Origin of the sequence: Duganella sp. (assembly GCF_039595735.1) — a bacterium.
GTDB lineage: Bacteria > Pseudomonadota > Gammaproteobacteria > Burkholderiales > Burkholderiaceae_D > Rugamonas.
On record NZ_JBCNLB010000017.1, the window covers coordinates 15,611 to 36,536 of the forward strand.

16 protein-coding genes are annotated in these 20,926 nt (G+C 64.0%); 12 read left to right on the forward strand and 4 right to left on the reverse strand.

Going from position 1 to position 20,926, the window contains the following annotated elements; all coding sequences use genetic code 11:
• The first annotated feature begins 64 nt into the window (after nucleotides 1-64).
• The 6 genes from ABDW57_RS22480 to ABDW57_RS22505 are packed head-to-tail and all read left to right on the forward strand — an operon-like array spanning nucleotide 65 to nucleotide 6,757.
• Nucleotides 65-1,126, forward strand: coding sequence for a porin (locus ABDW57_RS22480; RefSeq protein WP_343732380.1), 1,062 nt, complete (start codon nucleotides 65-67; stop codon nucleotides 1,124-1,126).
• 1 nt (nucleotide 1,127) lies between these two features.
• Nucleotides 1,128-2,096 (forward strand): tripartite tricarboxylate transporter substrate-binding protein, encoded by a 969-nt coding sequence (locus ABDW57_RS22485; RefSeq protein WP_343732381.1) that lies wholly within the window; start codon nucleotides 1,128-1,130, stop codon nucleotides 2,094-2,096.
• Between the two features lie 24 nt (nucleotides 2,097-2,120).
• Nucleotides 2,121-3,206: an ABC transporter substrate-binding protein gene (locus ABDW57_RS22490; protein WP_343732382.1), complete on the forward strand. Its 1,086-nt coding sequence runs from the start codon at nucleotides 2,121-2,123 to the stop codon at nucleotides 3,204-3,206.
• A 12-nt stretch (nucleotides 3,207-3,218) separates the two neighbouring features.
• On the forward strand, nucleotides 3,219-4,988 hold the full coding sequence (locus tag ABDW57_RS22495) for an iron ABC transporter permease (RefSeq protein WP_343732383.1): 1,770 nt from the start codon (nucleotides 3,219-3,221) through the stop codon (nucleotides 4,986-4,988).
• Nucleotides 4,989-5,013: 25 nt separating this feature from the next.
• A complete protein-coding gene (locus ABDW57_RS22500; RefSeq protein ID WP_343732384.1) occupies nucleotides 5,014-6,081 on the forward strand; it encodes an ABC transporter ATP-binding protein in 1,068 nt (355 codons plus the stop codon).
• A gap of 52 nt (nucleotides 6,082-6,133) precedes the next feature.
• Nucleotides 6,134-6,757 (forward strand): 4-phosphopantetheinyl transferase, encoded by a 624-nt coding sequence (locus ABDW57_RS22505; protein WP_343732385.1) that lies wholly within the window; start codon nucleotides 6,134-6,136, stop codon nucleotides 6,755-6,757.
• Nucleotides 6,758-6,798: 41 nt separating this feature from the next.
• Here the strand turns inward: ABDW57_RS22505 and ABDW57_RS22510 are convergent, their stop codons facing one another.
• Nucleotides 6,799-7,356: an outer membrane beta-barrel protein gene (locus ABDW57_RS22510; RefSeq protein WP_343732386.1), complete on the reverse strand. Its 558-nt coding sequence runs from the start codon at nucleotides 7,354-7,356 to the stop codon at nucleotides 6,799-6,801.
• A gap of 193 nt (nucleotides 7,357-7,549) precedes the next feature.
• Here ABDW57_RS22510 and ABDW57_RS22515 point away from each other — a divergent pair, with 193 nt between their 5' ends.
• From ABDW57_RS22515 to ABDW57_RS22530, 4 genes are all read left to right on the forward strand, one after another.
• Nucleotides 7,550-7,750 (forward strand): hypothetical protein, encoded by a 201-nt coding sequence (locus ABDW57_RS22515; protein ID WP_343732387.1) that lies wholly within the window; start codon nucleotides 7,550-7,552, stop codon nucleotides 7,748-7,750.
• Nucleotides 7,747-8,241 (forward strand): hypothetical protein, encoded by a 495-nt coding sequence (locus tag ABDW57_RS22520; RefSeq protein WP_343732388.1) that lies wholly within the window; start codon nucleotides 7,747-7,749, stop codon nucleotides 8,239-8,241. Before ABDW57_RS22515 ends, ABDW57_RS22520 begins: the two co-directional genes overlap by 4 nt.
• Before the next feature lie 91 nt (nucleotides 8,242-8,332).
• Nucleotides 8,333-10,231 (forward strand): MFS transporter, encoded by a 1,899-nt coding sequence (locus ABDW57_RS22525; protein ID WP_343732389.1) that lies wholly within the window; start codon nucleotides 8,333-8,335, stop codon nucleotides 10,229-10,231.
• A gap of 146 nt (nucleotides 10,232-10,377) precedes the next feature.
• Entirely contained in the window at nucleotides 10,378-11,118 is a 741-nt protein-coding gene (locus ABDW57_RS22530) for a hypothetical protein (RefSeq protein ID WP_343732390.1), read from the forward strand.
• Here the strand turns inward: ABDW57_RS22530 and ABDW57_RS22535 are convergent, their stop codons facing one another.
• The 3 genes from ABDW57_RS22535 to ABDW57_RS22545 all read right to left on the reverse strand — a co-directional run bounded on the left by ABDW57_RS22535 (nucleotide 11,119) and on the right by ABDW57_RS22545 (nucleotide 16,373).
• Nucleotides 11,119-12,648, reverse strand: a complete 1,530-nt coding sequence (locus tag ABDW57_RS22535; RefSeq protein ID WP_343732391.1) for a response regulator — start codon at nucleotides 12,646-12,648, stop codon at nucleotides 11,119-11,121.
• Between the two features lie 5 nt (nucleotides 12,649-12,653).
• The gene (locus ABDW57_RS22540; RefSeq protein ID WP_343732392.1) at nucleotides 12,654-14,147 is read right to left on the reverse strand and encodes an ATPase domain-containing protein; all 1,494 of its coding nucleotides are present in this window, start codon (nucleotides 14,145-14,147) and stop codon (nucleotides 12,654-12,656) included.
• Between the two features lie 78 nt (nucleotides 14,148-14,225).
• On the reverse strand, nucleotides 14,226-16,373 hold the full coding sequence (locus ABDW57_RS22545) for a diguanylate cyclase (protein ID WP_343732393.1): 2,148 nt from the start codon (nucleotides 16,371-16,373) through the stop codon (nucleotides 14,226-14,228).
• 207 nt (nucleotides 16,374-16,580) lie between these two features.
• Here ABDW57_RS22545 and ABDW57_RS22550 point away from each other — a divergent pair, with 207 nt between their 5' ends.
• Both ABDW57_RS22550 and ABDW57_RS22555 read left to right on the forward strand, forming a co-directional pair.
• Nucleotides 16,581-17,783 carry an efflux RND transporter periplasmic adaptor subunit gene (locus tag ABDW57_RS22550; RefSeq protein ID WP_343732394.1) on the forward strand — a complete coding sequence of 401 codons (1,203 nt, stop codon included), beginning with the start codon at nucleotides 16,581-16,583 and terminating at the stop codon, nucleotides 17,781-17,783.
• A gap of 11 nt (nucleotides 17,784-17,794) precedes the next feature.
• Complete coding sequence (locus tag ABDW57_RS22555; RefSeq protein WP_343732395.1) at nucleotides 17,795-20,926, forward strand: efflux RND transporter permease subunit; 3,132 nt, start codon at nucleotides 17,795-17,797, stop codon at nucleotides 20,924-20,926.

Here is a 20,926-nt window from a genome sequence, read left to right on the forward strand (position 1 = left end):
CTCCTATAGTGGCAGCACTGATTGAGAAATCAGGCACACAAAAAACTATACATGGAGACAACTCATGAAGAAATCCCCCCTGGCCCTCGCGGTCCTGGCATTGTTTGCGGCCGCCGGTAGCGCCCAGGCCCAGTCCAACGTGCAGGTCTACGGCCTGCTCGACGTCGGCATGGAAAGCGCCAACAACCAGACCCCGACCGGCGGCAGCATGACCCGCGTCATCTCGGGCGGCATGAACACCTCGCGCTGGGGCCTGCGCGGCAGCGAAGACCTGGGCGGCGGCCTGAAAGCGGTCTTCAACCTCGAAGGCGGCATTCTGATGGACACCGGCGCCCAGGACGGCGCGCTGTTCAAGCGCCAGGCCAACGTCGGCCTGGAAGGCGCCTTCGGCCGGGTGGTGGTCGGCCGTTCCTTCACCACCGTGTACGACACCGTGATCGGCTTCGACCCGATGGGCTTTGCGCCGTTCTATTCGTGGGCCACCTCCGGCCCGGCCACCGGCCCAAGCAAATACGGCTTCACCACCCAGTACGACAATATCATCAAGTACGCCGGCACCTTTGGCGACTGGCGCATCGGCGCCAACTACGCCGCCGGCGAGCAGACCACCGGCACCCAGGACAGCGCCAAGACCGGTTTCAGCACCGTCTACAAAATGGGCGACGTCAACCTGATGGCGACCTGGGAGCGCAACAACGGCAACACCGTGCCAGCCACCGGCAACCGTGACAAGAACACCGTCTGGCACATCGGCGGCAATTACGAGACCGGCCCGTTCAAGTTCTGGGCGGTGCTGCGCGACTACAAGCTGGTGGCCGGCAAGGCGCTGACCGCCGATGTCGACGCCACCACCACCTGGGCCGGCGTGGCCTACAAAACCGGCGCCACCACGCTGACCGGCGCGGTCTACCACGTCAACGTCAAGAACGTCGCTGCCGGCAAGGATGCCGATCCGACCATGTACGTGGCGCGCTACCGCTACGCGCTGTCCAAGCGCACCGACCTGCACGTGACGGCCGCCTACGCGAAAGCGAAGAACGGCCAGCTCACCGGCCTGTCGCGCGACGACGCCGGCTACGGCAACAGCCAGCACGGCCTCACCGTCGGCATGCAGCACCGCTTCTGATATGAAAACCCTGCTGGCACTCATCTGCGCACTGCTGGCTGGCGCAGCGGCCCAGGCGGCGGGACTGGAATGCATCGTGCCGTCCAAGCCGGGCGGCGCGATGGACCTGACCTGCAAGCTGGCGCAGAAAGGCCTGGCAGGACTGCGCGATACGCCCAATCCGCCGCCGTCGGATATGCACATCACCTACCTGCCGGGCGGGATCGGCGCGGTGGCGTGGCACTCGCTGGTACAGCGGCGCCGTACCGAGCCCAATACCTTGGTGGCGTTTTCCGGTGGCTCGCTGCTGAATCTCGCGCAGGGCAAATTCGGCAAGGTGAAGTCGTCGGATGTGCGCTGGGTGGCGGCGCTGGGAGCGGACTACGGCATGATCGCGGTGCGCGCCGATTCGCCTTACAAGACGCTGCGCGATCTGGTGGCTGCCCTGAAGGCGAATCCGGAAAAGGTGCTGATCGGCGTGTCCGGCACCATCGGCAGCCAGGACTGGCTGAAGATGGCGCTGGTGTCGCGCAGTGCCGGCATCGATCCGAAAGCGCTGCGTTTCGTGGCGCTGGAGGGCGGCGGCGAGGCGTTCACCGCCATGCACGCCAACTTCGTGCATGTGGTGTCCGGCGACGCCAGCGAGGCCACGCTGTACGCGGCCAGCGGCAACACGCGGGTGCTGGCGGTGCTGTCCGAACAGCGCCTGCCGGGCGTGCTGGCCAATGTGCCGACCGCGCGCGAGCAGGGCGTGGACGTGGTGTGGCCCATCATCCGCGGCGTGTGGATGGGGCCCAACGTGCCGGACGCTGACTACAAGCAGTGGGTGTCGGCCTTCGACCGCGTGCTGGCCAGCCCGCAGTTTGCGCAGATGCGTGCCGCATCTGGTTTATATCCGTTTGGGCTGACCGGCGATGCGCTGGCGGCCTATGTCAAGAAAGCCGTGGACGACTACGGCAAGCGGGCGGCCGAACTAGGTCTCGTGCGCTGATTACATAACTATCTGGAGATTACGATGAAGTTGAAACATACTGTGGCCGCCGCATGCGCGTTTTTTGCCGGATCGGCCTTTGCGCAAGTCCCTGCGGGCTACCCCGCCGACTACCAGAAGATCATCGACGCTGCGAAGAAAGAGGGCAAGCTGGTGATCTACGGCGCCACCGACAGCAAGGCGACCCAGCCGCTGATCAAGGATTTCAGCGCCATGTACCCGGGCATCACAGTCGAGTACAACGACATGAACTCGACCGAAGTGTATAACCGCTTCATCTCCGAAGTGGCGGCCGGCGGCAACACCGCTGACGCCATGTGGTCCTCCGCCATGGACCTGCAAATGCGGCTGGCCTCGGACGGCTACGCGCTGCAATATAAATCGGTGGAGGCGTCCAAGATCCCTGGCTGGGCGGTGTGGGATGATAAAGCCTACGGCACCACCTTCGAGCCGGCCGCCATCGTCTACAACAAGCGCCTGGTGGATGCCAGGGAAGTGCCGCAGACGCACGCCGACTTCGCCGCCCTGATCCAGCAGCCGAAATTCCGCGACAAGGTCACCACCTACGATATCGAAAAATCCGGCGTCGGCTTCATGTTCATGACGCAGGATGCGCGCGAGTATCCGAAGTTCCTCGACCTGGAAAACGCGTTTGGCGTGTCCAGGGTGCGCGTGCAATCGTCCACCGGCACCATGATGGAGCGCATCTCCTCGGGCGAGAACCTGATCGGCTACAACGTGCTGGGTTCCTACGCGCTGGTGCGCGCCAAGGCCGATCCATCGATCGGCGTGGTGCTGCCGAAGGATTACACGCTGGTGATGTCGCGCGTATTCTTCATCAACAAGGCCGCCAAGAACGTCAACGCCGCCAAGCTGTGGCTGGACTACATGCTGTCGCACCGCGGCCAGACCATCATCGCCAACGACTCCAAGCTGTTTGCGATCCGCGCCGACGTCACCGGTGAAACCACTTCGGCGGAGCTGATCAAACAAATCGGCAACGACAAGATCAAGCCGGTGCCAGTCCATCCTATCCTGCTGCAATTCCTGGGACCAGCCAAGCGCATGGCCTTCCTCAAGCAGTGGAAAGAAACCGCAGGCAAGAAGTAAGAGGGCATGAACATGCAAACACTCGCTCACTCCAGCCGGCCGGGCCTCAACTGGCCGCGCGGCGTGGTGGTAACGCTGGCCGCCGGCGTTATCTTCCTGCCGCTGATCCTGATTTTTTATCAAAGCTTTTTGAATGCGCCGTTCTTCATGCCGGTCAAGGAGCTGGGCCTGGACGCCTACCGCTTCATCTTTGAAGATCCCGATTTCGCGGTGGCGTTCAAGAACGCATTCTGGCTGGCCACTGGCCTGGCGCTGATCGCCGTGCCGCTGGGCGGCATGCTGGCCTTCCTGATGATCCGCACCGACCTGCCGGGCAAGGGCTTTATTGCGCCGCTGCTGCTGGTGCCGATCTTCGTCTCGCCGATGGTGATGGGCTTCGGCTACGTGGTGGCGATGGGGCCGGTGGGCTTCTATTCGCTGTGGGCCAAGGACATCGTCGGCTTCATCCCGTGGAATATCTACTCCTTCACCAGCATCGTGGTGATTGCCGGCCTGACGCACGTGCCGCACGTCTACCTGTACGCCTCGTCGGCGCTGAAGAGCCTTGGCTCGGATGTGGAAGAGGCAGCGCGCGTCAGCGGCGCCTCGCCGCTGCAGGTGATGTTCAACGTCTCGCTGCCGATGATTACGCCGGCGCTGGCGTATGCCGGGGTGCTGGTGTTCTTCCTCGGCTTCGAGGTCTTCGGCCTGGTGCTGGTGCTGGGCGATCCGGAAGGCCACATGGTGCTGGCCACCTATCTGTACAAGCTGACCAACAAGCTGGGCACGCCGTCCTACCACCTGATGGCTGCCGTGGCGGTATGCCTGGTGATGGTGACCATGCCGCTGGTGATGGTGCAGCGCTGGCTGCTCAAGTCGGCCAACAAATTCGTCTCGATCAAAGGCAAGGGCGCGCGCAGCAAGGCCATGCCGCTGGGCCGCTGGAAGTGGCTGGCGTTTGCGCTGATCTTCGGCTGGCTGATGTTCACCATCATCATGCCGATGTCGGGCATCGTGCTGCGCTCCTTCGTGCAGTACTGGGGCGAGGGCGTGAAGCTGGCCGATGTGCTGACCTTGCAGCACTTCCGTGAAATCATCGAACAACCGGCGCTGGTGCGCGGGATCTTCAACACGGTGCTGATTGGTGTGATCGGCGGCGCCTGCGCGGTGATCTGCTACTGCGCCATCGCGCTGGCCATGCACCGCAAGCCGGACATGATCACCCGCTTCCTCGACTACAGCGTACTGGTGCCGCGCGCGGTGCCAGGCCTGCTGGCCGGCTTGTCCTTCCTGTGGGTGTTCCTGTTTGTGCCGAGCTGGCTGGACGGCGTCTTGAAGGGCATGGACAACGGCGCGGCGATCTGGCTCAGCGAACATGCGATACCGATGCTGCGTTCCCTGCGTTCCACCATCTTCGCCTTGTGGCTGGCGTATTCGGTGGTGTGGCTGGCGTACGGCATGCGGCTGATTTCGACCGCGCTGCTGCAGGTCGGGCCTGAACTGGAAGAGGCGGCGCGCGCGGTGGGCGCCACCCGCGGCAAGGTGACGCGCGATGTCACCGTCCCGCTGATCAAATACGGCCTGCTGGGCGCGTGGCTGATGGTGTTCCTGATCTTTGAACGCGAGTATTCGACCGGCGTCTACCTGCTGTCGCCGGGCACGGAAGTGATTGGCGCGCTGCTGGTGTCGCTGTGGGCCACCGGCTCCACCGATCTGGTGGCGGCACTATCGTTCATCAACATCTCGCTGGTTGCCGTGGGCTTGGGTGTCGCGCTGCGCTTTGGCGTGAAGTTACACAACTGAGAGAACTATTATGAAACGAGACATCATGACTAACGAACTGACCGTCAACGAACTGCATCTGGACTACGGCAGCGGCGCCAGCGCCAACCCGATTCTCAAGGGCGTGTCCATGCACCTGCAAAAAGGCGAAGTGGTGGCGCTGCTGGGGCCTTCCGGCAGCGGCAAGACCACGCTGCTGCGCGCCGTGGCCGGGCTGGAAAGCCCGAAGGCCGGCACCATCGCCATTGGCGAACGCAATGTGTTCGACGGCGCCAAGGGCTTCGAGATGCCGGCCGAGCAGCGCAACCTCGGGCTGGTGTTCCAGTCCTACGCGCTGTGGCCGCACAAGACCGTGTTTGACAACGTGGCGTATGGCCTCAAGCTGCGCAAGCTGGGCGCGGCCGAAATCAAGGACAAGGTCAGCGACGTATTGAAAAACCTGGGGCTGGGCCATCTGGCGGAACGCTATCCGCACCAGCTGTCCGGCGGCCAGCAGCAGCGCGTGGCGATTGCGCGCGCGCTGGTCTACAACCCGCCGGTGATCCTGCTGGACGAACCGCTGTCCAACCTCGACGCCAAGCTGCGCGAGGAAGCGCGCGCCTTCCTGCGCGAGCTGATCGTGCGCATGGGGCTGTCGGCGCTGATGGTCACGCACGACCAGGCCGAGGCGATGGCGATTTCGGACCGCATCCTGCTGCTAAATAACGGCAAGATCGAGCAGCAGGGCACGCCGCAGAGCATGTACGAAACCCCGGACACCCTGTTCACGGCGGAATTCATGGGCAGTAACAACCGTCTGCCGGCGCGCGTGGTCCAGCGCGACGGCAAGCAGGTGCACCTGGACATCAACGGCACCCGTCTGCAAGCCACCGCGCGCGGCAACGCCGGCGGCGATGCGGCCCTGATCCGGGTGGAGGAGGTGAAAGTCAGCGCCACGCAAGTCGACAACGCGATCGAGCTGCCGCTGCTGACCTGCATGTACCTGGGCGACCGCTTCGAGTGCCTGTTCAAGAGCGCCAACGGCGAAATCAGCCTGCGCGCGTATTCCAAGTACCGCCTGGACGCTGGCCGCTACTGGCTGCAACTGCCGTCCGACAGGCTCTGGGTCTTCTAAGCGGCCGGGGTCGTTTATAATGCCCTTTTGGTTTAGGGCAATTATTTTCGACATGACGAAGGCTTCTTTCTGGATGGTGGATGCGGATGCGGTGACGGACGCCGAGCTGCAGCGCCTGCGCGGCTGGCTGTCGCCGGGCGAGATGGCTCGCCACCAGCGCTTCGTCCGCGCCTACCGCCAGCGCCAGTTCGTGGTCGGCCGGGTGCTGCTGCGCATGGCACTGGGCCGTCTGCTGGGCGTGACGCCGCAGGAGGTCCGGCTGGAAGAGCAGGTCGGCAAGGCGCCGCGGCTGGCCGCGCCGGTGCTCAAGGGCGTGCAGCCCGGCTTCAGCATCGCCCACAGCGGCCGCTGGGTGGCGTGCGCGGTCAGCGCGCACACTGCGCTGGGGCTGGACATCGAAATGAAAGACGGCACGCGCGACCTCAACGCGCTGGCCGCGCAGGCTTTCGACAGCGTCGAAATGTCGCAGTGGGAACGCCTGCAAGGCCTGCCTGATCAGCAGCGGGTGGAAGGTTTTTACCGCCTGTGGAGCGAAAAAGAGGCGCGCTTCAAGCTGGGCGTCACCGGCGGCGGCCATTGCTTGGTCTTGCCGCATCCAGAACTATCGATGGTGCTGTGCACCGAGCAGCCGCTGGAGCGCGCGCCGGCGATAGAACTGGTGACGCTGCAGGCATAAAAAAGCCGGCTTGTGCCGGCTTTTGCTTTTCTTGTGAAGACTTAGAATGCGTAGCGCACGCCGGCCGACACGAAGTCTGCCTTGATGTGGCTGCCGCCGTCTTTGGCGATCTTGCCGAAGTTTTCGTATTCAGCCACGAAGCTGACGTTTTTGTTCAGTGCGAACGATGCGCCCACGCCGATGTATGGCGAGGTGCGGTTGTCCGAACCGCTGGCGCTGAAGCCAGGCGCCGAGCCGGTGACTTTCACGTGGGTGGTGGCCACGCCAACTTTGCCGAACAGGGCGAACTGTTCGTTCAGCGGCAGGGTGCCGGTGGCGGCCAGGTAGATCGACTTTGGTTCCGACGCGATGCGCGCGCCGTTGCCGCTTTTCTCTGCTTCACGCAGGTCGGCAAAGCCGGCTTCCACGCCGAAGTTCTGGGTGTAGTTGTAGCCGCCGTACAGTTTCCAGGCAGTGGTGCTTTCCTTGAACGAATAGCCTTCCACATTCACTTTTTGCTCGGCACGGCCGACGTTGCCGCCGATGTAAGCGCCTTCCGCTTGCGCGGCCAGGGGCGCAGCCAGCGCTGCGATCATTGCGATGAAGATGGTTTTTTTCATAATAATTTCCTGATGTGGTCCCAAAAAGCGAAACGAAACATCTGCTACTAGCCGATGTTTCGTTTCGCGAGGGCAATATTATATAGAAAGGTAACCAATCCTGCAAATCCTTCAGGCCTTGGCAGCCACCGTCTGACGGAGCGGGGCACCTAACGGGTGTATAGTCGATCCATGCTTTCACCGGAGGGGAGTTATGGAGAGCAAGTTGGATTCATTGTTGGCGGCGTACTCCGCAGGACGCATGAGTCGCCGCGAACTGGAACGGGCCACCGGGCTGTGGTTTGGCGAGATATTGTCCGAAATGGCGATGCGCCATTTGCCGCTGCCGCGGGTGGACACGCGCGTCCATTTCAATGAAGCGCAGCAGCGTTTGTTCCAGCGGGTGTTCGGATGAGCATTACACTGATCGTCACTGACGCCGGGCCGTTGATCACGCTGGCGGTGGCGGATGCTTTGGATACTCTCAAGCTGCTCGGTGCGCGCGTGATCATTCCGGATATGGTGCATTTTGAGGTTACCCGGCACACGGAGGAGTTCGCCGAGTTTGCCGCAATGCTTGCCTTGAACCCGGCCTTGCACCTGCGTAATCGCGGCGAGAGGGCCGCAGCCGAAGTGCTTGCCAATGAGTTGGATGGCATGGACGCAGGCTTGTTATTGTTTGAAGATACCGACATACGCAAGGCAAACTTTCTCGTCCGCGTGCCAGATAACGTGTTGATCCTGTCCACCTCGACTTTTCTTCACGGCTTGCAGCGGCGTCACTTGATTGCAGACGCGGAAGCGATACTCGATCGGGCTACCGCCGTGCGTGGCTCCGCGGTTCGCGCCCCCGGCGCGTTCGCTCGTGCAGGCGCTGAGGATGGGTTGGGGAACCGGACCGATTGATTTCGTGCATCCAACTTGTTTTTCGGCATGTCAGCAGCGCTGCGGCTACGGTTATAATCCGCTCAATCTTTCCTGAACGGATACGTCCCTCATGAGCCAGCCCAATCAGTTTTCGCTGTTGAAGCAGCGCCGCTTTGCGCCGTTTTTCTGGACCCAGTTCCTCGGCGCGTTTAACGATAATTTGTTCAAGACGGCGCTGGTGGTGATCATCACCTTCGATGCGCTGAGCTGGACCACCATGTCGCCGTCGCTGGTAACCAACCTGATTCCCGGCCTGTTCATCCTGCCGTACGTGCTGTTCTCCGCCACCGCCGGCCAGCTGGCCGACAAGTTCGAGAAGTCCGGCCTGACGCGCTTCGTGAAATGGCTGGAGGTGGCCATCATGTGCGTGGCCGGCATCGGCTGGGTGACGCATCACCTGTGGCTGCTGGTCGCCGCGGTGGTCGGCATGGGCGTGCACTCGACGCTGTTCGGCCCCGTCAAATATGCCTATCTGCCGCAGCAGCTCAAGCCGGAAGAACTCATAGGCGGCAATGGCGTGACCGAGATGGGCACCTTCGTCGGCATCCTGATGGGCGAGGTGCTGGGCGCGGTGCTGGTGGTGCAGCAGCCGCATGGCCTGATGCTGGAAGCCGCCGCCACCATCTGCGTGGCCGCGCTGGGCCTGGCCGCGGCATACCGGATTCCGCATTCGCCGGCACCGGCGCCGGACCTGAAGATCAGCTGGAACTTTGTCGGCGAATCGATTCGCAACATCAATTTCTCGCGCAAGAACCGCACGGTGTTCCTGTCCATGCTGGGCAACTCGTGGTTCTGGTTCTACGGCGCGCTGGTGCTGGCGCAGTTCCCGGTGTACGCCAAGGACTACCTGCACGGCGACCACGGCGCCTTCGTGCTGCTGCTGACCATCTTCTCGCTGGGCGTGGGCAGCGGCTCGCTGCTGTGTGAGCGCCTGTCCGGCCGCAAGGTGGAAATCGGCCTGGTGCCGTTCGGCTCGATCGGTTTGACAGTGTTTGGCGTCGATCTGTATTTTGCCAGCCTGGCCTTCAGCAGCACGGCGGCAGCGGGCGTGCATCTGGATGCGTTTGCGCTGCTGGCGCAGCATGGCATGTGGCGCATTCTGTTTGATGTGCTGATGATTGGCATGTTTGGCGGCTTCTTCATCGTGCCGCTGTTCGCGCTGATCCAGTTGCGCTGCGATCCGGCCCACATTTCGCGCACCATCGCCGGCATGAATATCCTGAACGCGCTGTTCATGGTGGCGGCGGCCGGCCTGGCCATCGTGCTGCTGGGGCAGGGCCTGAGCATTCCGCAGCTGTTCCTGGTGACCGCGCTGCTGAACGCCGTGGTGGCGATCTACATCTTCTCGCTGGTGCCGGAATTCCTGATGCGCTTCCTGGCCTGGCTGCTGATCCACACCATCCACCGCGTGCAGGTGGTCGACGCCGAGCGCATTCCGGCCAAGGGCGCCGCGGTGCTGGTGTGTAACCACGTCAGCTATGTCGATGCGATCGTCATCATGGCGGCCGCGCCGCGCCCGATCCGCTTCGTGATGGACCACCGCATCTTCAAGTTGCCGCTGCTGGGCTGGATCTTCCGCACCGCGCGTGCGATTCCGATCGCGCCGGCCAAGGAAGATCCGTGGCTGATGGAAAAGGCATACGTCGATATCGCCCAGGCGCTGCACGAAGGCGAACTGGTGTGCATCTTCCCCGAAGGCCAGCTGACCCGCACCGGCGATATCAATGACTTCAAGGGCGGGGTGGCCAAAATCGTCGAGCGCACCAAGGTGCCGGTGATTCCGATGGCGCTGCGCGGCCTGTGGGGCCATCTGCTCAGCCGTAACAAGGACGATGTGCTTGAGCGGGTGTTCCACAAGGGCTTGCGCTCGCGTCTGGCGCTGGCGGTGGGGGCGCCGGTGGCGCCGCAGGATGTGACACCGGAAGACCTGAAGCAGCGCGTGGCGGCCCTGCGCGGCGACTGGAAATAATGCTTTTTTAACCCACTGTCCATATCATATTGGTTAGAAAATGTAACTTACCACAGGTTACAAATTGCTGAACTGTTTTAACAAGTTTTCTTTAGACTGCGGTGCGGCGCTTCACGAGAGCGTCGCACACAACCAGGGGAAACTTCATGCAGAAATACACGTATTGCGCGCTGGCCGCAGCGGCCATGCTGGCGCTGAGCGCCTGCGGCGGCCACAGCTACCAAGCGCCACCACAAGCCGCACCGCCACCGGCGCCCACGCCGGTGGCCAGCACCATCACCATCGACTTCACCCAAGGCATCGACGGCTGGACTGCCGGCGTGGCCGATTACACCGATGGCACCGAACCCAGCGAGACCGGCGCCGGCTGGTCCAAGCTGGCGCCGCCAGTGGGCGGCATGGGCTATTACCTGATCTCGCACAACAATAGCGACGACGTGTTCACCTACACCAAGCGCCAGTTCAGCGGCCTGGTGCCGAACGCCAAGTACACCGTCACCTTCGAGATGAGCTATGCGACCAGTGCGGCCACCGGTTGCTTTGGCGTGGGCGGCGCGCGCGGCGAGAGCATTTACATGGTGGCGGCGGCCGCCACGGACGAACCGAAACTGGTCAAGCAAAGCGATGGCCGCTATCGCCTGAACTTTGACCACGGCGATCAGGCCGAATCGGGCAAGCAGGGCAAGGTGCTGGGCACGCAGGGCATCGAGGGACTGGATTGCGGCGGCACCGAGTTCGCCAAGGCCACCCGCAAGTCGGCCGAGGCGATTGCCTTCACCGCGGACAAGGATGGCAAGTTCTGGATCGTGCTGGGCACCGATTCGGCCTTTGAGGGCACCAACGACCTGTACCTGCTGGGCGCGATCGCCCACGTCAAGCCGCAGTAATCAGCGGGCCGCCTGGACCTGGTCGCGGTTATGCCGGGCGCCGGCCAGGCGGACAATTTGTTCCAGTTCCACCGGCTTCACCAGATGATGGTCGAAGCCGGCTTCGGCGGTGCGCCGGCGCGCATCGCCCTGGCCCCAGCCGGTCAGGGCCAGCAGCAGGATGCGCTCGGCGCCGGCGATCTGGCGGATCGCACGCGCGGTTTCGTAGCCATCCATGCCCGGCATGCCCAGGTCCATGATGATCATGTCCGGGGCCTGCGCTTCCACTGCCGCAATGGCGGAGGCGCCATCGTACACCGCGCGCGCATCGAAGCCATCCAGCTCCAGCAGGGCGGTCAGCGAGTCGGCGGCGTCCTGATTGTCGTCCACCACCAGCACCTGCAGCTTGCGGCCATCCGCTCCTTCCTGCTGCGACAGCGGCACCGGATCGCGCGTGCCATCGTTGCTCAGCACCGGCAGGCGGATCACGAATTCACTGCCTTTGCCCGGGCCCTCGCTGTAGGCGTCCACCGTGCCGCCGTGCATCTCGGCGAACTGGCGCGACAGGCTCAGGCCGATGCCGAGGCCGCTGGAGAACTGGCCGTTGACGGTGTTGCTTTGCTCGAACATGCGGAAGATGCGCGGGATGGTCTCGGCATCGAGGCCGATGCCGTCGTCGCGGATGCTCACCAGCAGCTGGCCGTCATCGATGGCCGCGCGCACCACCACGTGACCGCCCTGCGGTGTGAACTTGACCGCATTGGACAGGATGTTGGCGTAGATCTGCACCACGCGCGCATAGTCGACGTTGAGCATCACCTCGTGCGGCGGCAGCTGCCAGGCGATCTTGATGCGCTTGGCATCGGCGGCCTGCTGGCATAACTCGTTCACGTGGCTCATCACCGAGGCCAGCGACGCCAGCTGCTGCTGCAGCTTGATCTTGCCGCTGGTGATGCGCGCCACGTCCAGCAGATCATCCACCAGCCGCGTCAGCAGGCGCACCTGGCGCTCCACCATGTCGCGGATGCGCGCCACCGGCGCCGCGTTGGGATACAGGTGGGTCAGCAGCGACACCGAAGTGCGGATCGGCGCCAGCGGGTTGCGCAGCTCGTGTCCCAGGCTGGCCAGGAATTCGTCCTTGCGGCGCGCCGCCTCGCGCACCTGATATTGCTTGTTGCGCGCGCGCAGGGTGGCGTGCAGCGCGGTGATCAGGGTCAGCGTGCGCACCGGCCGTTCCAGCAGGGCCAGGTTGCCAAGCGCGGTCACCGCCTGCCGCACGGTGGGCGAATCGGCGCCGTTGTGGGTCAGCAGGATGATCGGCAGGTCCGACCATTCCGGCTGGCGCGCCACGGCGTGCTGCAGCAGCTGGAAGCCGCCCGGCGCCAGCGCTTCCTCCACCGTCAACACGGCGCCGGCGCCGTGCTCCAGTTCCTGGCCCAGCTCGGCCAGGGTGGCGCACACATGGCTGTCGATGGCGGCCACCGCCAGCACCTTGGCGGCCAGCGGCGCATCCTGGCCGGTGGGGGCGTAGATCAGGATGCGGCTTTCCATGGCGCTCAATCGTCCCGCAGGTCCGCATTGGCCGGACCGTGGTAGGTTGGCACGCCGGTCAGCACGCCGTGGAAGTCTTTCAGGACCGGCCCGACCTGCAGGCCGCCGTTGCCGACCGAGAAGCGGCGGATGGTGCGCTCGTGCGCGCTGCCGCGTTTCTTGAACACGGAAATCGCCTGCTGCACGTCGCCGTCGCACTCGAAGTAGCGCAGCATGATGATGTTGTCGGCCAGGTAGCTGGCATCGACCGAGCTGCTCATGCCGGTGCCCAGTATGCCCTGCTGCACGCCAACGATGATGCTGACCACGCCGCGCTGGCCCAGATAGGTCAGCAGCTCGTGCAGGTAGATGATGAGGAAGCGTTCGTCCGGCACCGCGTTCAGATAGCCGTTCAGACTGTCGATCACCACCACGCGCGCACCGTTTTCCACCGCCGTCGTCACGGCGCTGGAGAATTCGCCGGGCGCCAGTTCGGCCGGATCGATCTGCTGCACCGTCAGCAGGCCGTTCTGGATCGCCTCCGGCAGATTCAGGCCCAGGCTGAGGCAGCGGTTCAGCATATTGTTGCGCGCCTCTTCGAACAGGAACATGGCGCAGCGCTCGCCGCGCAGGGTGGCCGCGTGCACGAACTGCGCCGCCAGCGAGGACTTGCCGGTGCCGGACGGCCCGCTGATCAGGGTGCTCATGCCTTCTTCCAGGCCGCCGCCGATCAAGGCGTCCAGGGTCGGCATGCCGCTGGAAAGCTGCCGGCGCGGGCCGCTCTCGCGCGAGTGCGCGGCCACCAGGCGCGGGTAGATCTGCAGGCCGCCCTTGACGATCTTGTAGTCGTGCGCGCCGCCGCGGAAGGCCACGCCGCGGTATTTGACCACGCGCAGGCGGCGCCGTTCGGCGCCGTAAGCCTGGTCGACCAGTTCCAGCGTCAGCACTGCGTGCGCCACGCTGCGCACTTGCAGGTCGGTGCTGAGGGCGGTGCGGTCGTCGAGGAAGATGGAGGTGCAGTTGCGGCTGCTCAGGTACTGCTTGAGCGCCAGCACCTGGCGCCGGTAGCGCAGCGGGCTTTCCGCCAGCAGCTGCAGTTCGGACAGCGAATCCAGCACCAGCCGGCGCGGCTGGTGGCGGTCCACCGCCGCCAGGATGCGCTGGGTGGTGTGGCTCAGTTCAATTTCGGAGGGATGAAAGATGGTGTACTGCTGGTCCGGGTCCAGCGCCTTTTCATCGGGGATGATTTCCTCGATGTGGATGCCGTCCATGTTCCTGCCATGCGAGTCGGCCACGCTGCGCAGCTCGACCGAGGTTTCGGCCAGCGTGATGTACAGCGTGGACTCGCCCAGGCGCACGCCTTCCAGTAAAAATTGCAGGGCCAGTGTGGTCTTGCCGGTGCCGGGCTCGCCTTCGACGAGGTAGAGCCGGTGACGGGTGAAGCCGCCGGCCAGAACATCGTCCAGACCCGGCACGCCAGTAGATAGAAAGTCGGTAGTAACGCTGTTTTGCTCTTCCATGAGTAAGACCCGAAGCAGAATGTCCGATGTTGGGAAATACTACATGAATGCCGGTAAATATGATGTTCGATAGCGCACTTAGCGGCGCGCGCGCAGCTGCATGCCTTGCTGCTTCTGACGGTACATGGCGCGGTCGGCGCGGCTCAGCAGCATTTCGGTGTCCTGCGGGTCGTCCGGGTGGTGGATGGCGATGCCGATGCTGGCGCTGAGGGTCACGGTGGCGGTCTTCAGGATGAAAGGGCGCTGCAGCGCCGGCAGCAGCTTGTCGGCCGCTTCCTGGGCGTCGGCATCGCTGTGCAGCATTTCGAGGATGATCACGAACTCGTCGCCGGCCAGGCGGCCGACGGTGTCGGTCTTGCGCACCGCGCCGCGCACGCGTTCGGCGAACTGGCGCAGCAGCTCGTCGCCTTCCTCATGGCCGTAGCGGTCGTTGACCTGCTTGAAGCGGTCGAGGTCGAGGAAGAACACGGCGCAGCTCTGGCGCAGGCGGTTGGCGCGTTGCAGCGCCTCGGGCAGGGCCTGCATCAGGGCGCGGCGGTTGGGCAGGCCGGTCAGGGTGTCTTTCAGCGCCATCGCCTCCATCGAGGCGAACAGCGACTTGCGCTCGCTGATGTCGTGCAGGAAGGCGATGAACAGGTGGCCGCTGCTGCGCGGCACGTAGGCCAGCGAGACTTCCACCGGCAGCTCCTGGCCGGCGCGGTTGTGCAGCGTCAGTTCGACCCGGCGGCTCAGCATGGCGGCGGCGCCGTCGCCGCTGTCGGCCAGCTGGCGCATGTCGCGCTCGTAGGCGCGGCGCAGCAGCGGCGGCAGCATCATGGCGGCCAGCGGCTGGCCGATGACTTCGGTCCGCTTCCAGCCCAGCAGCTGCTCGGCCTGCAGGTTCCACTCGCGCACCACGCCGCCCGGATCGAGCGCGATGAAGGCGTCGTGGGCGTTGTCCAGAATCGCCCGCAGTTCGGCCGCGCGTTCCTGCAGCAGGTGCTGGGTGGTTTGCTCCTGCGCCAGCGCGCGTTCCAGCTGCAGCGCCTTGCGGGCGATCTCGCGGGTGCGCTCGGCCACCGCCGATTCCAGCTTTTCATTCAGGCCGCGCAGCTCGTCCACGTGGTTCTGCTCATTGCGCAGCATGTCGTTCAGCGCACGCGACAGCACCTGCACTTCGTAATAGCTGTCGTCGCGCTCCACGGTCGGCAGGGCGGCGGCAGTGGCCGGCGCGGCCAGGCGCTGCTCGATGGCGCGGCTGAGGGCATTCAGCGGACGGGTGAAGCGGCGCGCCACCGCGGCGGCGACCAGCGCCATCGCCAGCCCGAGGACGGCCCCCAGCAGCAGGATCTGGCGCTCCAGCGCGCGCGCGCCGGACAGGGCCAGCTCCTCCGGCTGACGCACCAGGATCGCCCAGCTCAGCGTGGCCGCATCGGCGGGATTGCCGGTGCGGGCGTAGCCGGTCAGGTAGCTGCGGCCGTCGGCCCAGGTTTCCTTGAGCGCGCCGGAGGCGCCGCTGTAGGCCAGCGTCAGGCTCTCGCTGCTGATCTTTTGTTCCTCCATGCCGGGCGGGCCGAGGATGACGGTGCCGTCGCGCCGCACCACGAAGATATCGGCCGAGTATTGCTTGTCGGCCGGGGCAAAAATGGTCTGCACCATGCGCCGCGCCCAGCCCCAGTTCATGTGCACCGACACCACGCCGCGGTGCTGGCCGTCCGGGCCGGCGACCGGCGCGGCGGCATCGACAAAGCGCCAGGGATCGGTGTTGGCCGGCAGCTTCTTGCCCAACAGATTGGCCGGGTGGATATCGCCGGCGTACAGCCGGTCCTGGCCGCCCTTGAACCAGTCGCGCTGGCTGACGTCCACACCTTCCTGCACGCCCTGGGTGGCGGCGAACACCTTGCCGTCCGCGCTGGCCAGGCCGATCCAGGCGTAGTCGGGGAAGGTTTTTTGCAGGCTTTCCAGCACCTGCCGCACTTCCGCCGGATTGCGCCCTTCGCGCACACGCGGCAGTTCGGACAACAGCTGCACATCGCTGGTGGCCTTGCGCACCACGCCGTTGAGCGCGTCGCGCATTTGCCAGGACAGCTGTTGCAGGCGCTGCTCGGCCTCGCGGCGGGCGTAGTCAATGGCGAAATGGTCGACCAGGATGAGCAAGGACAGTACCGTCAGCAGCACCGTCGCGCTCACACCCACAGTCACCAGGGTGGTGAGACGGGGGCGGGCGGCAGGGGGCGGCGGGAGCATGGGCTGCACTGGCGGACCGGAATGATGTCAGAAAGAAAGTAATTCATTGTAGCACCGCCGCCCTTGCACGGGCCCTTGTCCATGGCAATTTCGCCGCCTTAAGCCACGCTTAAGCTTGCCGCATTGCACAAGAAAGTTGCTTGACTTAATTAGAATGATCGTTCATTCTATAGTCTGTGCTTAATTTTTATACAGAAAGCTCATCCCATGGCAGCCTTTTTCTGCAAAAAACCGCTGCTGCGCACCGTTGGCGCCGCAGCCATGCTCTCCGCAATCGCCGTCCTCGCCGGTTGCTCCAAATCCACGACCGAAGCACCTCGCACGCAGCAGGTGGCGGAAGTGGGCGTATTCAAGGTGGCGCAGGAAGCGCTGCAAATCACCACCGAACTGCCGGGCCGCACCGCCGCTTATCAAGTGGCCGAGGTGCGCCCGCAGGTCAGTGGTCTGATTCAGAAACGCCTGTTTGTAGAGGGCGCCGACGTCAAAGCCGGCGTCCCGCTGTACCAGATTGACGCCGCCACCTATCAGGCCGCGTACAACTCGGCCAAGGCCGCGCTGGCCAAGGCCAGGGCCAACCTGGTGGCCGCCGCGCCGAAAGTGGCGCGCTACAAGGACCTGGTGGCGATCGAAGGCGTGAGCCGCCAGGATTACGACGACGCTGTCGCCGCCCACGAGCAGGCCAAGGCCGACGTGGAATCGGCCACCGCCGCGCTGGAACAAGCCAGGATCAATCTCGATTACACCCACGTGGATGCGCCGATCAGCGGCCGTATCAGCCGTTCGACGGTAACGCCGGGCGCACTGGTGACCGCCAACCAGACCACCGCGCTGACCACCGTGCAGCAGCTCGATCCGATCTACGTCGACGTCACCCAGACCAGCGAAGACATGCTGCGCCTGAAGCGCGAGATCGAAAGCGGCGGCCTGAAAAAGAATGGCGGCCAGGCCAAGGTCACGCTGCTGCTGTCGGACGGCACCAAATACGAACAGGAAGGCAAGCTGCAATTTTCCGACGTGACGGTGGATCCGGGCACCGGCAACGTCACGCTGCGCGCGCTGTTCCCGAATCCCAGGCACGATCTGCTGCCGGGCATGTTTGTGCGCGCGGTGATCGAGTCGGGCGTGAACGAACACGCCATCGCCGTGCCGCAGCAGGGCGTGACCCGCAATCCGAAAGGCGAGGCCACCGCGCTGGTGCTGAACAAGGAAGGCAAGGTTGAGCAGCGCACCCTGGTCACCGGCGGCACGCTGGGCAACAAGTGGCTGGTGAAGTCCGGTCTGAGCGATGGCGATCTGCTGATCGTGGAAGGCGTGCAGAAAGTGAAGCCGGGTGCGCCGGCCAATGCCGCCAAGCCGGCAGCCGCTGTCGCCGGCGGCGCCATGCCGGCCAACGCCAAGAGCGCGCAATAAGGAGATAGCCCATGTCCCGTTTCTTTATTGATCGCCCGATTTTTGCGTGGGTGGTCGCGATCGTGATCATGCTTGCGGGCGTGATTGCGATTCTCGGCCTGCCGATATCGCAGTATCCAAGCATTGCGCCGCCGTCGATTTCGATTACCGGCTCGTACCCGGGCGCTTCGGCCAAGACGGTGGAAGACGCCGTGACCCAGATCATCGAACAAAAGATGAAGGGCATCGACGGTCTGCGCTACATGTCCTCGTCGTCCGATTCGACCGGTGGCGTGAATATCACCCTGACCTTCAAGAGCGGCACCAATCCTGACATCGCGCAGGTGCAGGTGCAGAACAAGCTGCAGCTGGCGACGCCGCTGCTGCCTGCCGCCGTTCAGCAGCAAGGCCTGGTAGTGGCCAAGGCCACCAAGAACTTCCTGATGGTGCTGGGCTTCGTGTCCGAAGACGGCTCCATGAAGCAGGCCGACATTGGCGACTACGTGGCCGCCAGCGTGATCGATCCGATCTCGCGCGTGGAAGGCGTGGGCGACGTCACCAACTTCGGTTCGCAGTACGCCATGCGCATCTGGCTGGACGCGGCCAAGCTGCAAAGCTACCAGCTGACGCCAGCCGACGTGTCGTCGGCCATCAGCGCGCAGAATACCGAAGTCTCGGCCGGTGAGCTGGGCGGCTTGCCGGCAGTGGCGGGCCAGCAGCTGAATGCCACCGTGACCGCGCAAAGCCGTCTGCAAACCGCCGAACAATTCGGCGCCATCCTGCTGAAGACGTCCGCCAGCGGCGCCACCGTGCATCTGCGCGACGTCGCCCGCATGGAACTGGGCAGCGAGACCTACAACATCCTGGCGCGCTACAACGGCAAGCCGGCATCCGGCATGGCGATCAAGCTGGCCACCGGCGCCAACGCGCTGGATACCGCCAACGCGGTGAAGGCCAAGGTGGCCCAGCTGGAGAAGCAATTCCCGCACGGCCTGAAAGCGGTGGTGGCTTTTGATACCACGCCATTCGTCAAGCTGTCGATTGAAGAAGTGGTAAAGACGCTGGTGGAAGCCATCATCCTGGTGTTCCTGGTGATGTACCTGTTCCTGCAAAACTTCCGCGCCACGCTGATTCCAACCATGGCGGTGCCTGTGGTGTTGCTGGGGACCTTTGCCATCCTGTCGGCGCTGGGCTACTCGATCAACACGCTGACCATGTTCGCGGTGGTGCTGGCGATCGGCCTGCTGGTGGACGACGCCATCGTGGTGGTGGAAAACGTCGAGCGCGTGATGACGGAAGAGGGCTTGTCGCCGTTGGAAGCGACCCGCAAGTCGATGAGCCAGATCAGCGGCGCGCTGGTGGGCATCGCCATGGTGCTGTCGGCGGTGTTTGTGCCGATGGCGTTCTTCAGCGGTTCGACCGGCGTGATCTACCGCCAGTTCTCGATTACGATTGTGTCGGCCATGGTGCTGTCGGTGCTGGTGGCGATGATCTTTACGCCGGCGCTGTGCGCGACCATTCTGAAACCGGTGGCCAAGGGCCATCACCTGAGCGACAAGGGCTTCTTCGGCTGGTTTAACCGCACCTTTGAACGCAGCACCAACAAGTATCAGGGCATTGTCGGTTCGATCCTGAATCGCGGCGGCCGTTCGCTGGCGGTGTACGGCATCATCCTCGTTGTGCTGACCTTTGTGTTCATGCGCCTGCCGACTTCCTTCCTGCCGGAAGAAGATCAGGGCGTGCTGTTCTCGCAGATCCAGCTGCCGACCGGCGCGACGCAGGAACGTACGCTGAAGGTGATTGAAAAGGTCGAAGACCACTTCATGAACGACGAGAAGAACGCGGTTGCTTCGGTGTTCGCGGTGGCTGGCTTCAGCTTCAGCGGCAATGGCCAGAACAGCGGCATCGCCTTCGTGCGCATGAAGGACTGGTCCGAACGTCCGGGCGCGGCCAACCGCGTCAACGCGATTGTCGGCCGTGCCATGGGCAAGTTCTCGCAGATCAAAGATGCGATGGTGTTTGCCTTTGCGCCGCCCGCCGTGCTGGAACTGGGTAATGCCAGCGGCTTCGACCTGCAACTGCAGGATATCGGCGGCGTCGGTCACGATGCGCTGATGGCCGCGCGTAACCAGATGCTGGGCATGGCGTCCAAGAGCCCTGTGCTGGTGGGCGTGCGTCCTAACGGCCAGGAAGATACGCCGCAGTACAAGATCACGGTCGATCAGCAGAAGGCGATTGCACTGGGCCTGAAGGTGGAAGACGTGAACAAGGTGCTGAGCACTGCCTGGGGTAGCGCCTACGTCAACGACTTCGTCGATCGTGGCCGCGTGAAGAAGGTGTACCTGCAAGGCTCGGCCGAAGCGCGCATGACGCCGGAAGACCTGAACAAGTGGTTCGTGCGTAACGCCGACGGCCAGATGGTGCCTTTCTCGGCCTTCACCACCGGCCAGTGGATTTACGCCTCGCCGCGTCTGGAGCGTTACAACGGCCTGCCGTCGACCGAGATTTTGGGCCAGCCTGCGCCGGGCCTGTCGTCGGGCGCCGCCATGGCGGAAGTCGAGAAGCTGGCGGCGCAGCTGCCGCCGGGTATCGGCTACGAATGGACCGGCCTGTCGACCGAGGAGCGCGACTCCGGTTCGCAAACCACGCAGCTGTATGCGATCTCGATCCTGATCGTGTTCCTGTGCCTGGCCGCGCTGTATGAAAGCTGGTCGGTGCCGTTCTCGGTGCTGCTGGTGGTGCCGCTGGGTGTGGTGGGCACGGTACTGGCCACCTACGTGTTCAAGTTGTCGAACGACGTCTACTTCCAGGTCGGCCTGCTGACCGTGATCGGCCTGGCGGCGAAGAACGCGATCCTGATCGTGGAATTCGCCAAGGAGCTGCAAGAGCAGGGCGTCGAGCTGAAACAGGCCACGCTGCAAGCAGTGAAACTGCGTCTGCGTCCGATCCTGATGACTTCCATCGCGTTCGGGCTGGGCGTGCTGCCGCTGGCGATCAGCAGCGGCGCCGGCTCCGGCAGCCAGAACGCGATTGGCGTGGGCGTGCTGGGCGGGATGCTGACGGCGACCTTCCTGGGCATCTTCTTCGTGCCGCTGTTCTTTGTGCTGGTGCGCGGCTACTTCGCGCCGAAGAAGGCTGCTCCTGCAACTGTAGAGGTGCATTGA